This is a genomic window from Kitasatospora sp. NPDC050543, from assembly GCF_044457565.1.
Taxonomy (GTDB): domain Bacteria; phylum Actinomycetota; class Actinomycetes; order Streptomycetales; family Streptomycetaceae; genus Kitasatospora.
Window position 1 is genome coordinate 31,735 of the sequence record NZ_JBITGZ010000007.1, and the last position, 13,289, is coordinate 45,023.

9 protein-coding genes are annotated in these 13,289 nt (G+C 74.4%); all 9 read right to left on the reverse strand.

What is annotated here, in order from left to right; genetic code table 11:
* Nucleotides 1-51: 51 nt before the first annotated feature.
* The 9 genes from ACIBH3_RS10960 to ACIBH3_RS11000 all read right to left on the reverse strand — a co-directional run bounded on the left by ACIBH3_RS10960 (nt 52) and on the right by ACIBH3_RS11000 (nt 13,091).
* Nucleotides 52-1,242, reverse strand: a complete 1,191-nt coding sequence (locus ACIBH3_RS10960; RefSeq protein ID WP_396311621.1) for an ABC transporter permease — start codon at nt 1,240-1,242, stop codon at nt 52-54.
* Nucleotides 1,239-2,156 (reverse strand): ATP-binding cassette domain-containing protein, encoded by a 918-nt coding sequence (locus ACIBH3_RS10965; protein ID WP_396311622.1) that lies wholly within the window; start codon nt 2,154-2,156, stop codon nt 1,239-1,241. Before ACIBH3_RS10965 ends, ACIBH3_RS10960 begins: the two co-directional genes overlap by 4 nt.
* Before the next feature lie 167 nt (nt 2,157-2,323).
* On the reverse strand, nt 2,324-3,490 hold the full coding sequence (locus tag ACIBH3_RS10970) for an FHA domain-containing protein (protein WP_396311623.1): 1,167 nt from the start codon (nt 3,488-3,490) through the stop codon (nt 2,324-2,326).
* A 57-nt stretch (nt 3,491-3,547) separates the two neighbouring features.
* A complete protein-coding gene (locus ACIBH3_RS10975; protein ID WP_396311624.1) occupies nt 3,548-4,897 on the reverse strand; it encodes a VWA domain-containing protein in 1,350 nt (449 codons plus the stop codon).
* Nucleotides 4,898-4,978: 81 nt separating this feature from the next.
* Nucleotides 4,979-6,397 (reverse strand): PP2C family serine/threonine-protein phosphatase, encoded by a 1,419-nt coding sequence (locus tag ACIBH3_RS10980; RefSeq protein ID WP_396311625.1) that lies wholly within the window; start codon nt 6,395-6,397, stop codon nt 4,979-4,981.
* Between the two features lie 3 nt (nt 6,398-6,400).
* Complete coding sequence (locus ACIBH3_RS10985; protein WP_396311626.1) at nt 6,401-8,995, reverse strand: tetratricopeptide repeat protein; 2,595 nt, start codon at nt 8,993-8,995, stop codon at nt 6,401-6,403.
* Nucleotides 8,996-9,000: 5 nt separating this feature from the next.
* Nucleotides 9,001-10,422, reverse strand: coding sequence for a hypothetical protein (locus ACIBH3_RS10990; protein ID WP_396311840.1), 1,422 nt, complete (start codon nt 10,420-10,422; stop codon nt 9,001-9,003).
* A 199-nt stretch (nt 10,423-10,621) separates the two neighbouring features.
* Nucleotides 10,622-11,584, reverse strand: coding sequence for a glutamate ABC transporter substrate-binding protein (locus ACIBH3_RS10995; protein WP_396311627.1), 963 nt, complete (start codon nt 11,582-11,584; stop codon nt 10,622-10,624).
* A 19-nt stretch (nt 11,585-11,603) separates the two neighbouring features.
* On the reverse strand, nt 11,604-13,091 hold the full coding sequence (locus ACIBH3_RS11000) for a hypothetical protein (protein WP_396311628.1): 1,488 nt from the start codon (nt 13,089-13,091) through the stop codon (nt 11,604-11,606).
* Nucleotides 13,092-13,289: the final 198 nt, after the last annotated feature.

Here is a 13,289-nt window from a genome sequence, read left to right on the forward strand (position 1 = left end):
GACCTCCGGCGTACGACCCCCGCGGCCGCCGGGGTCGCCCCCGGGCTTCGGTTACGCGTCCTCCCAGCGGAAGAACTTCCAGGAGATGGCGGTCAGCACGGCGGCGAAGAGCAGCAGGCCGCCCATCGTGGGCAGCGCGTCCATCACGCCGCCGCCCCGGGTGAGCACCGACTGGGCGGAGGTCACCAGGTGCTTGAGCGGGAAGACGTTGGAGAGCGTCCTCAGCCAGTCGGGGGCGCCGTCCATCGGGAAGAACGACCCGGACAGGAACGACATCGGCAGCACGATGATCTGCGAGATGCCGTTGGACGCCTCCTCGGTCTTGGCCAGCGAGCCGGCCAGCAGGCCGATCGACATGAAGGCGATCGTCGCGCAGACCACCAGCGGCAGGATCAGCCACCAGTCGCCGGTGAGCTTGAGCCCGAAGTACGGCGTGGTCGCCACCACGAGGAAGACCGCGGTCTGGACGAGTGCGGTCAGCACGCTCACCGCGACCCGCGAGGCGACGATCGCGCCCGCGCTCACCGGAGCCAGCCGAAGCCGCCGCAGCACCTGCTTCTTGCGCCAGGAGACCAGCGTCAGGGAGGCCCCGAACACCGCGCCGGTGGCGATCGCCCAGCCGAGCAGGCCGGGGGTGAGGAACTGGATCGGCTTCAGCGAGTCGTCCTCGACCCGGCTCGCGTCCAGGGTGAAGGCGGGCGGCTGCCCGGTGGCGGCCTGGTTGGCCTGCTGCACCACCGAGTTGAGGATGCCCTGTACGCTGCCGGCCCGGACCTGGTCGGCGGCGCTGAAGCGCAGCACCAGCTTGCCGCCCGCGCCCTCCTCGATCAGCGCGTCCAGCTCGCCCTTCTTCACCTTCTGCCGCGCGGCGGCCTCGTCGTCCGTCCGGCTGATGGTGAGGACCTGCTCCAGCTGGCTGCGCGCCTCGCCCTGGACGGCGTCCAGCATCCGCACCGGGCCGACCTGGGCGACCTTGGCGTGCGGGCTGCTGGCGCCCTTGAGCAGGGTGCCGAAGAGCAGCAGGAACATCAGCGGGAAGAGGAGCACGAAGAAGACGGCGGCCTTGTCCCGGAGGAAGGCCACGATCATCACCCGGGAGAGGCTGACGAACGCGCTGGCCCGCTCCTTGCCGCCCTCGGTGGCCGGGCCGCCGGCCGGCCGGCCGGCGCGCTGCGCGGGGACGGCCCGCTGGTCGGCGGCGCCCTGCTCGGCGGCGGCGGTTTCCGTACGCTCGGCGCTCATGCGCGGTACTCCCGTCCGGTCAGCTGGAGGAAGACGTCCTCCAGGGTGGCGCCGCGGACTTCGAGGCCGCGCAGGGCGTTCTGCTCGGCGAGCACGGAGAGCACCGGGCCCGGCAGGCGGGTCGCGATGGCGAGCGAGACGCCGTCGTCCTCGATCGAGGCCGTCTCGGCGCCGGCCTGCGCGAGCAGCTCCCGGACCGACTCGACGGTCACCAGGCCCGACTCGACGGTGACCCGTACGGTGTCGTCGATCTCGCGGACCAGCGCGGCGGGGGCGCCGGTCTTCAGCACCTTGCCGTGGTCCATCACCGAGACGCGGTCGCAGAGCACCTCGGCCTCGTCGAGGTAGTGGGTGGTCAGGACGACCGTGCGGCCCTCGGCGTTGATGTCCCGCAACAGGTCCCAGAGGTTGCGGCGGGCCTGCGGGTCCAGGCCGGTGGTCGGCTCGTCGAGGAAGACGAGCTCCGGGTCGTGGGCCAGCGCGCAGGCGATGGAGAGCCGCTGGGCCTGGCCGCCGGACATCTTGTCGGTCATCACCGAGGCGGACTCGGTCAGACCGACCCGCTCCAGCATCAGGTCGGCGCGCCGGGGGCCGACGCCGTAGAACGAGGCGAAGGTGCGGATGGTCTCGCGCGCCGTCTGCTTGTTGAAGAACGCGGAGCCCTGGAACTGCACGCCGATCCGCGGCAGCAGCTTCGGGTTGCGCGGCCAGGGTGCCAGCCCCAGCAGCGCGACGCGCCCCTCGTCGGGCTTGCGGATACCCTCCAGGATCTCCAGAGTGGTGGTCTTGCCGGCCCCGTTGGGCCCCAGGATTCCGTAGAACTCGCCAGTCTCGACGGTGAGTGACACCCCGTCGACGGCCTGGACGTCCCCGTACCGCTGACGTATGCCGTCGGCGGTGATAGCTGCAGTCATGGGCCCTGACCCTACGGGCTTGGGTGATCTTGGTACAGATCCGGTGTGCGAACTTTGGAGAGCTCTTTACCGACGGCGGTGGGCCGCCGGGAACACGCCGACCTCGACGTGTTCCCGGCGGCCCGGTGCCGCGGCCCCGCCACGGCGCCGGTGGCCGTGACGCCGGCTCAGGCGCGGTGCAGGGTGATGGTCGTCCAGGCGCCGATGTGCACCCGGTCGCCGTCGTTCAGCGGCACGGCGGTGTGCGGGGCGACCGGCTCGGCGCCGCCGTTGACCGTGGTGCCGTTGGTGGAGTCCTGGTCGACCAGCACCCAGCTGCCGTCCGACTGTTCGGCCAGCAGGGCGTGCTGGTGCGAGGCGCCCGGGTCCTCCGGCGGCACGGACAGGTCGATCTCCGGCACCGTGCCCCGGTGCTGGCTGCGCCGGCCGATCCGCAGCTGCCCGCGCCCGGTCAGCGGGATCCGCCGCTCGGGGCAGTACGGCGGGAAGAAGAGCCCGGCGGCCTCGGGGCCGCTGCGCGCCATCATGTCGGTGAAGTAGTCCCGGTCGGCCGAGACCACCGCGATCCAGGTGGTGCGCACCGGCTGGGCCGGCGGCTGCTCGGCCTGCTGCTGGACGACCGGCGGGGCCAGGTTGAAGGAGGTGCGGAACTCCTCCCCGCGCGCGGCCGGGCCGGGCTGGGCGTACACCGGGCCGGTCGGCTGGTACGGCTGCTCGGTCTGCTGGTACGGGCCCGGCTCCTGGGCCGCCTGCGGCTCCTGGTGCTGCGCGGGCTGGTGGGGCGCGGGCTGGTGGGGTGCTGGTCGCTGTGGCGCGGCCGGCTGCTCGTGCTGGGCCGGCTGCTGGTACCCGCCGGGTGCGGGCGGCGGGTAGCCGTAGCCGCCCGGTGCACCCTGTTGCGCGGGCGCGGGCTCGCTGCCGCCGTACGCGGACGGGAAGTTCAGCGGCGGCAGGGGCGGCGGCGGGGCGAGCGGTCCCGGTGCGGCCGGCGCCTGGTGCTGGGCCTGGTGCTGGTGCGCCTGGTGCTGGTGGTGCTGGTTCGAGGGTGCCGAGAGGTCGTAGTCGTACCCGCACTCCTCGCAGTACCGCCCGGTCTGCGGGCTCCGGCAGATCGGGCAGAGCACCAGGCCCTCGGTGACGTCGGGGTAGCGCGGCGCCCCGGATGCGCCCGGCGGCGGCCCGGCGGGCGCGGGCGCGGGCGGCACCGGGCCCGGCACGACCCCGGCGCCCAGCGGTCCGGGGGCCACCGGCCCGGTCGGCGGTTTCATCGGGAAGCCGCAGAAGTCGCACCAGTCCTCGGCCTGCGACTCGTGGCCCCTAGGGCAGATCGGCATAAGGTCCCCCCTCAATTCAGCCCGGCAGGGGCAGCGTCCGGCCGGGCAGCCGCCCGGTCACTTCTTCACACGTACGGTTTTGGTCGACCGGGTCTCAAGGGTCATCGAGTCGGCCTCGCTCACGTTCTTACGGAACCGAACCGTACCCTCCTTGGGATCCACCACGTCGACCACCTTCTGCAGCAACTTGAACGTGCCGTCGTTGCCGGTGGCGTGGGCGATCCGGACGGCCGCGCCGAGCTTGGCCGTCGCTCGGTCGAGGTCCCCGGCGCGGTGCGCCTCCAGGCCCTCCTGGATGGAGGAGGCCAGCTCGGCCTGCCCGGTGTAGTGGGCCACCTGCGGGCTGATCCGGGTGGAGGAGGCCAGGTCGTCCGTCCAGACGGCCTTCACCAGACCCTGCGAGAGCACCTCCGCCGTCCCCCCGGGCTGCGGCAGGATCAGGCTGATCCGCGCGGCGAGCATCTCGTTGCCCACGGCGGCGGCCGGGACCTCGACGCAGACGTGGTAGTCGCGGCTCTCGTCGCCCCAGGAGCCGGTGGGGTAGTCCCCTGCGCGGGGGCCGGCCTCGGCGCGGCGGCCGGTGAGGTCCTCGACGGTCGGGGCGACCTGCTTGACGAACCTCACCACCGCGTTGGCGGGCGTCCAGACCCGCAGCGCGACGTCGGCGACCTGCTTGCCCATCGCGTTCTCCATCATGGCGCGGAAGTCCTCGGCCAGGCCCGACGGCTCCGCGACGATGTCCACGCTGCCGAGCAGTGCGGAGGAGATCTTGCGCAGCTCCTCCACCTGCCAGTCGGTGCCCACCCCCCGGCAGTCGGCGGTGAAGTGGCCGGTGACCTGCTCGATCGCCTTGTCCAGATCGGCGGCCGACTCGTGCTCGTTCTTGCCGTCGGTGAGCAGGATGGCGTGCCGGATGGTGGCGTCCCGCCGGCTGAGGAAGAGCCGGTCGGCCTTGGCCAGCCAGGTGCCCATGGCGGTGCCGCCGTTGGCCTGGAGGCGGCGCAGCGCCTCCTTGGCGGCCTGCCGGGTGGCGTCCCCGGCGACCGCGAGGGTGCCGTCGCCCGGGTAGATGTCCTTGGCCTCGTGGGTGCCGGCCACCACGGCGAAGGCGACGCCGTCGCGGACGGCGTCGATGGCCACGGCGGTGGCCTCCCGCGCGCCGCGCATCTTGCTGGCGGGGTAGTCCATCGAGCCGGAGCAGTCGACCATGATCACCACGGCCGAGGACTCCACCCCCTGGTCGTCCTGCGGGCTTCCGCCCGGCAGCGGGCGGCCGCCCGAGGTGCCGCCGCCGGTCGAGGTGACGGTGACGATCGCGTTGACCTCGCGGGCTCCGTCCGCGAGGTACTCGTTCTGGAAGATGTCCACGTCGAACCGGGGCAGATTCGACTTCGCCAGACTTGCCATGGCCGAGGGCTCCTGTCGGATGGTCAGGATGGTGGGAACGGTCGGGCGGTGCGGTTGGGGCTGTGGGGCGGTACTCGGGACTCAGCCGCGCGGGGCCGGCGCCGGCGCCGGCGGGTGGTCCGGCGGCGCAGGTACGGTCGGGGGCTGTGGTGGTGCGGGCGGCAGCGGTGCGCCGGGTGAGCCGATCACCGGCAGGTCGGGCAGGGTGTCGTCGTGCGGCGCCACCGCCTCGGCCCGCTGCGTCGCGGCCGGTGCCGCAGCCGGTACAGCCGGTACAGCCGGGGCGGAAGGTACGGGAGTCGCGGGCGGCAGCGGTGCGCGGGGTGAGCCGATCACCGGCAGGTCGGGCAGGGTGTCGTCGTGCGGCGTCACCGCCTCGGCCCGCTGCGTCGCAGCGGGTTCGGCCGTGCCGGCCAGGTCGGTGGCCGGCACGATCGGCAGCACCGCGACGGTGATGTTGTCGTGGCCGCCGGCCGCGACGGCGAAGCGCACCAGCTCCTGGGCGGCCGCCAGCGGCTCGGTCCGGGCGTCCGTGCGGACCCGGTACGCCAGGTCGGTGGCGGCTTCGGCGTAGTTCCACAGGCCGTCGGTGCAGATCAGCAGCACGCCGGGGACGTGCGGGGTGAAGTCCAGGGTGTGCGGGATCACCTCCTCGGCGTCCGCGCCGAGCCAGCCGGTGATCGCGTGCGCCCGGGGGTCGGCGTACGCCTCGGCCTCCTCCATCAGCCCGGCCTCGACCATCCGCGCGGCCCAGGAGTCGTCCTGGGTGAGCCGGAACGGCTCGGCGCAGTCCCGGTCGTCCGGGATCCAGTACGCCCGGGTGTCGCCGACCCAGCCGATGGTCACCCGGCCGGCGGTGGCTATCGCGCTGACGTACGTGCAGGCGGGCGCGTTGACGTCGGGGCGGGCGGGTGAGTGCCCGTCAGCGGCCAGCGCGGCGACGGCGCGGGCGGCCTCGGCGATCGCGCCGCGCATCGCCAGGGTCGGGTCCTGGCCCTGCTCCAGCGCGGTCAGCAGTGCCTCGGAGGCGCTGTCGACGGCGGTCTCGGACGCCTCGTCGGGCCGGTCGGAGGAGGAGACGCCGTCGCAGACCACGGCGACCACGGCGGGCCGGCCGCCGGGCAGCGAGGTGGCGGCGACGGTGAAGGAGTCCTCGTTGCGGTGGTGGCGCACGCCCCGGTCACTGACGCCGGCGACGCCCGCGAGCGCCTTCTCCATGTGGTCCCGGGGCCGCGGCTGGGCCTGGCCGCAGGCCTCGCAGTAGCCGTCGCCGGTGATCTGCTCGGCCCCGCAGCGCACGCAGGCGAGCCCGGGGGAGCGGACCGGGCCCCGGGGAGCGGCCGGTGGGCCCGCAGCGGCCGGCCGGTCGGCGACCCAGCCGGCCGGCATCGTGCCCATGGCGGCGGGCGGTTCGTGCCGGCTCGCGCCGCAGGACCCGCAGAAGACGTCCTCCGGGTCCAGCGGCTCGGCACAGCTCGGGCATACGGTCTGCTGCGGCATTGGCTACACCCATGTTCTGGGGCGGGTGCGGTTGGCCCGCTCCACCATCTCGATCCTGGTCTCGGCCCGGTCGGCCAACCGGGCGAGTACCCGGTAGGAGTGTTCCAGGGCGAAGCGCAGTTCCCGCTCGGCGGCGGGTTGTCCCAGCAGGGTGAGCTCGCGGGGGGATCCGGTGGCGCCGACCGCTCCGGCGACCACCCAGTCGAGGGCGGCGCCCAGCACCTCGACGGACAGTTCCTCGCGCCGCCGGTCGTCCAGGCCGAGCCGGGTGAGCTGTTCGGAGCTGGCGCCGAGGTCGGGGCCCATCGGGTCGGTGGCCGGGCGTTCGCGCAGCCGGGCGCGGACGGCGCCGATCCGGGCGGCGGTGAAGTGGCTGGAGGTGGCCGGCACGGACTCCAGTGACCGGACGGCGCCGGTGCGGTCGCCGCCGGCCAGTCGTACCCTGGCCAGCCCGAACGCCGCGCTGACGTATGCGTGGTCGGTGGTCCAGACCAGTCGATAGAACTCGGCGGCGTCCTCGTCGTTGCCGAGCAGTTCGGCGCAGAGCGCCAGCGCCAGCTTCGGGGCGCTCTCGCCGGGGAAGGCGTCGTAGAGCGCGTCGAAGGCCTCGGCGGCGGCCTGGAGCTGCTCCTGGGCCTGCTTGTCGCCTTCGCCTGCCGCGGCGGTCAGGGCGGCGAGGCCGCGGTACCAGACCACCCGCCAGTCGCCCGGGTGGTCGCTCTCCAGGGCGGTCAGCGCCTCCTGGGCCGCCGTCAGGTCGCCGAGTTCGAGGTGGGCCCGCAGCTCGCGCAGCTGCCGCTCGACCGAGGCGGCGGGTGCGGTGGCGAGGGCGGCCAGCGCCTCGTCGGGCGCGGTGGCGACCAGGGCCGCGAGGAAGCCCGCGTTGGGGTCGGCGGGGTCGACCCGGGGCACCGGCAGGGCGAGCGCGGCGGCGGCCGGGTCCAGCGCGCTGACCCGCACTCCGCGCCCGCCGCCAACGGCCTCGCCGCCGTTCGCCTGGCCGCCGTTCGACCGGGTGCCGCTCACCTCGTCGTCGACCAGCTCGGTGTCCACCACCCGCAGTTCCGGGCCGAACAGGGTGGACAGTGCGGGCCTGGGCCGGGAGTCGCGCAGGGCGAGGATCTCGCGCAGCACGCCGGTCAGCTGATCCGCCATCTCCTCGGCGGAGGAGAACCGCCGGGCCGGATCCGGGTCGGTGGCGCGCACCAGGAAGCGGTAGTACGACTCGTACTCGGCGAAGACGGGGACGGTCTCCGGGCCCGGCAGCTCCTCGCGGTAGGTGCTGTTGTAGCCCTGGAAGTCGAAGGTCAGCACGGCGAGCGTGCGGGCCACGGTGTAGAGGTCGGAGGCCGGGGACGGGCCGTCGGTGGCGATCTCCGGGGCCTGGTAGCCGATGGTGCCGTAGATCGGCCCGTCGTCGTCGAAGCGGCGGACGGCGCCCATGTCGATGATCTTGAGCGAGTCCTCGCTCTGGATCACGTTGTCGATCTTGAAGTCGCAGTACACCAGGCCCCGGCTGTGCAGGTAGCCGAGCGCGGGCAGCGCCTCCAGCGCGTACGCGATCGCCTGCTCCACCGGCAGCGGCTCACGCCGGCCGTCCGGGGTGCGGCGGTCGTTGGCGATGTCCTTGAGCGACTTGCCGCCGACGTACTCCATCACGATGTAGCCGTCGGCCGAGCCGGTGCGCAGATCCGGGTGCTCGACGAAGTTGATGATGCGCACGATGTTCGGGTGGTCCACCTCGGCGAGGAAGCGCCGCTCGGCGATGGCCACCGCGAGCGCGTCCTCGTCCCCGGTGTCCAGCAGGCCCTTGAGCACCACCCAGCGGTCGCTGACCCGCCGGTCCACCGCCAGGTAGATCCAGCCGAGCCCGCCGTGCGCCAGGCAGCCCAGCACCTCGTACTGCCCGCCGACCAGGTCGCCCAGGCGCAGCTTGGGGGTGAAGGAGTACGGCGTACCGCACTTGGTGCAGAAGCCGTCCGGGCGGCCCGGGCGGCCGTTCTTCTCCCGGCCCACGGGGGTGTCGCACCTGCTGCAGAACCGCTTGCGCTCGGGCACCTCGGGGTTGGCCAGCACGGCCTTCGCCGGGTCGGCCTTGGGCACCGTCGGGACGGTCACCAGGCCCGCGCCCAGCCGGTGGCGGGTGCCCGCGCTGGCCCCGCTGCGGCTGCTGCGTACGGACACCGAACGGCCGCTGCCGGTCCGGGTCGAGCGGTGCGACCGGGAGCGGCCGGACATCGAGCGGACCGAGCCGGTACGGGAGGAACGGGCCGAGTCCGGGGAGACACGGGCGGAGGGCAGGTAGGGCGCGGTGCGCCCGGTGTCACCGCCGGCGGCGGGCGAGCTCAGGCCGCACTCGTCGCAGTAGCCGTCCGGGTCGATCGTCCCCGGGCAGTCGGGTTGGCCGCAGGGCGAGCCGGGCCCGCCGCCGGCAGAGGCGCCAGAAGCGCCAGAAGCGGCAGGCGCTGCCGGTGCCGCCGGTGCGGCCGCCGGGCTCCCCGGGGCCGCCGCCGGGGCCAGCCCGCACTCGGTGCAGTACCCGTCGGGGTCGATGACCCCGGTGCCGGTGCAGTCCGGCCGCGCACACGCCTCGCTCATCGAACTCAGGCCCCCTGTCCGTGGTGCTGTCCGTCGCCGATCTGTCCGTCGCCGATCTGTCCCTGGCCGGCCGGGCCGCCGCCCGCCGGCCCCTCGCCCGCGGGTCGTTCGCCCGCCGGCCCCTCTTCCGCCGGTCGTCGGCCCCGCCCCGCACCGCCGTCGACGGGCCGCAGGGCGTGCTGGAAGCGGGCCACCGCGCCCGCCGCCGCCCGAAGGTCGCACGGCGCGCTCCAGAGCAGCCAGCGGGCCTTCTCGTAGCGCTCGATGACCTCCGGGTCCTCGGCGACCCGCAGCCGGGCGGCCATCGCCCGGTACGCGTCCAGCCGTCCGCGCAGCTCGGCCCGTACGGCCAGCGGCTGGGTCACCTCGGTGAGTGCCTGCCTGGCCCGCCCCAACTCCTTGGCGGCGGCGTCCTCCAGGGCGTCCAGCAGTGGCGCGAGACGGTGCCACTGGCCGCTCTGGCGCAACTCCAGCGCCAGCACCACCCGCTCGCGCAGCGCCGAGGCGGGGCCGGGCACGGCCGGCACCTCGGTGGCGGCTATCTTCGCCAGCACCTCGCCGCGGGCCCGGCGGGCCTCGGCGAGGGTGGCGTCGGCCCGTTGCAGCAGGTCGCCCACGCCCTGGAGGCGCTCCTCGGCGTCGTCGCGCAGCCGCAGCAGGCCCTCCAGCTCCAGTCGGATGCCGTCCAGCGCGCGCCCGGCCCGGTCGAAGCGCGTGGTGTCCACCACGCCGGACGGCGCGGCCATCGCGCTCCCCTCTGGCACCGTGCCGCGCTGCGCGGGCACCCGGCTGGGCCGCCAGAGCGCCAGCGGGTCGCTCAGCACCTCGGCGCGAAGCTCCGTCAGCTCGTGCTCCAGCACGATCAGGTCGTCACCGAGCGGGTGTGTACCGGGGCGCACCCCGAGTGAGGCGCCGAGCGTCTGCACCCGGCGCAGCTCGGCGAGCAGCAGGTCGATCCTGGCGGGCAGGGCGGACCACACGGCGTCGGCGGCGTTGACCACCTCCAGCACGGTGGCGTACCAGGCGTTCATCCGGTCCATCAGCTCGGCCAGGCTGACCTGTTCCACCAGCCTGGCCGGCGCGCCGAGCAGCTGCGGCCCGTCCGGCAGGCTGCCGCCGGGGACGGTCACGGCGGGGCCGCTGAGCAGTTCGTTCAGCTCGGCCAGTTCGGCCGCGCCGGGCTTGGCCCGTCGGGCGCGCACCGCCCGGGCCGAGGCGAGCGCCTCGGAGTAGCGGTCGAAGAGCGACCAGAGCAGCGGCAGCCCCTGCCCGGCGACGGACCAGCGCTCCTCGGTGCGCCCGGTCAGCGCGGCGCCTTCCAGCAGCCGGCGGCCGGGGTGGTCCTGGAGCGCGAGCAGCGCCGTCTCGACGGCGTCGCGCTCCGCGCCGAGACGTGCCAGAACGCGGTCCACCTCCTCCCGGCTCATCGCCGGGCCAGCAGATCCTGCCAACGCCTGGTCCTTCCTCTCCACTTCGGGTCACGCGGGTCACGGCCGCGGGGTGCGGCTCGGGGGTACTGCCAGGAGGTACTGCTCCGGGGTCACCGGCCGGGCGTCACGGCTCCGTCCGTGCTGCCGGGGCTGCCCGTGCTGCCGGTGCGGCCCCTGCCGCCGGTGCTACCGGCGGTCACGGCCGGAACCTGGCGGAGTCCTCGTGCATGGTCGGCTTGAGCCACCTGTCGAAGCTCTGCTCCCAGCCGTCGGCGAGGTAGCCGTTCAGCACCTGGTTGACCCGGGCGACCAGGTCGGTGTTCTCCTTCTTCGCCGCGACGCCCATGACGGCCGGGCGCAGCGGTTGGTCCAGCACGGTGACGGTCTGGTCCTGGGCGGCCTGGCCGGCCGCCAGGCCGTCGTCGGTCATCGTCGCGTCGACCTTGCCGAGCTGCATCAGGACCAGGCAGTCCAGCTGGTTCTCCACCGTGACGAGGGTGGAGCCGCGCGGGTTCTGACGCAGCTCCTCCTCGGCCGAGGACTTGCTCGCCGCGCAGGCCGTCCGGCCCTTCAGCGCCTCGTCGATGGTCCGGGCACCCAGGGACTTGGGCACCAGGACGCGCTGGCCGGTCCTGAAGTACGGCTTGGAGAAGGCGACGTCCTTGAGCCGGTCGCAGGTGATCGTCATGGTGCGGACGATCAGGTCGACCTTGCCCTCCTGGATGAACCTGATCCGCTCGGCCGTCGGCACGGTCTTGAGGGTGACCTTGTCGGGGGAGCCCATGATGGCGGTGCCGATCGCCCTGGCGAGGTCGATGTCGAAGCCCTCGATCTCGCCGGTCGAGGGGTTGCGCGCGCCCCAGCGGTAGCTGTTCTGGTCGACGCCGATGACCAGGGTCTTCCGGTCCTTGATCGCTTTGACGGCGGGGCCGTCCTCGCTGCTGGCCGGCACGCTCCTGGTCACGTCGCAGTCGTCGGCCGCCTGGTCGAGCCGGACGGCGGCACCGGCCGGCCGAAGCTGCGCCGGCGCGGGGCCGTAGCCGTACGGGGCGGAGCCCCCGGTGCCGTCCTGGCCGGCCGCCGCGAACCCGACGGCCAGCAGGGTGGCCGCCGCCAGGGCGCCCCTGGTGATCGGGCTCAGCCGCGGTGTTCTGCGCATCGTCATCTCCCCGCCCCCTCTACCGGTACTCGGCCAGTCGGCGGCCGAGGCCGCGCAGTGCGCAGACGGCCGCCAGCAGCGCGAGCACGCCCGCGCCGACGGACATCGTGTTCAGCAGCCCGCCGGTGCCCCGGGCGGAGGCCAGGAAGCTCGCCTGTTCCACCGTCGCGGCCTGGGCCAGATCCCGGTCGGCGGCGGCGAACGCGGCGTCCGAGGTCTTGGGGATGTCGGCTTCCCCGGTGGTGATGGTGGCGTCCACGGCGGCCTGGTAGTTGCCGTCCACGCTCTCGGCCTTCACGGCGCCGTTGTGCCGTTCGTCCCAGACGGTGAACTGCTCGCGGGCCCGGCGTACGGCGTCCGCGGCGTCCCGGGGCGCGAGCTGCTCCGCCTGGGCGAGCGTGCCGGCGCGGGCGTCGCGGCTGCCGTCCGGGCCGGGCCGGCCCGCCAGCCCCTCGGTGGTCTTCCCCCAGAGCTCCGCGTACTTGGTACTCGAACCGCGGGCGACGAAGTGCAGGTTCTCCGCCAGCCGGGCGGTCAGCACGTCGACCCGGGCGGTGTTCAGCGCGCGCAGCGGCGTCGAGCCGAGGCGTTCGCCGTCGGCCAGCCGGCCGTCCACGACCAGGCCGCCGGCGCCCAGCCAGAGCAGCGCGGCCAGCATCGAGGCGGTGGCGCCGAGCAGGCCGAGGTTGAAGACCCGGTTGGTGCGGCGGTAGAGCACCTGCTGCACCAGCACCAGCGCCGCCAGCGCCAGCAGCCCCAGGGCCCAGGACGCCCACGGCACCGCGCGGGCGTCCGCGTAGTCCCGCTCCAGCTGCTGGTTCTCCGCGGCGGCGAGCTTCTCGGCGGCCGGCAGCAGGGTGCCGCGCATCTGCTCGGAGGCGTACCGCAGGTAGGCGCCGCCGAGCGGGTAGCCCTGCCGGTTGTTGGCCCGGGCGCTCTCCACCAGGCCCGCGTAGACGGGCAGTTGCTGGTTGAGGGCGGAGAGCCACTGCTGGGCGGGGGAGGAGGCGGTGGTCCGCGCGGCGGCCTCGGCGATCAGCCGGGACGCGGTGGCGATGTCGTCCTCGTAGCGCTGGCGTACCGGCTTGGGCTCGCTGCCCGCCAGCAGGAAGCCGGTGGCCGCGGTGGTGTCCGCGTCGGCGAGCGAGCGGTGGATGTCGGCGGCGGCCTGGCTGAGCGGCTCACTGTAGGAGACCACCCGGTCCGCGGCCTGTGCCCGCGAGTGGGTCTGCCAGGCCGTCAGGACTCCGAACGCCAGGGTCAGCGCGGCCAGCAGGGCGCCGGCCAGTCTGAGCCGGCCGGGGGCGTGGGCGGCCGCGCGGCGCAGTCGCGCGCGGACGGCTGCCGGGCTGAGCCTCGACGCCCCCGCCGGTGGTGCGGCGGCCGGTGCGGCCTTTGCCGGTGCGTTCGACGTCGCGTTCGATGGCGTGGCCGGTGCTGTCACGGCCGGTGCGGCCGTGGTGCCCGGTCTTGGGCCCTGCTCCTCCGTGCGTTCTGGTGTAGCCACCCGCCCCACCTTCCCCAGTGACCGCCCCGTGCTCGGGGCCCGGCCCGCCTCAGCAGTATGGCCCGCCACTCGGACAGCCACACCGCACTTGCGCCGATCTTGAGCTTTCACCCACGGGGCCGGCTCGCCCGTGGAGGGCGGGCCGCGATCAGGGCGACGCGGGATGCACCCTATGCGGTTCCCCCGGGTGGCCCCGGG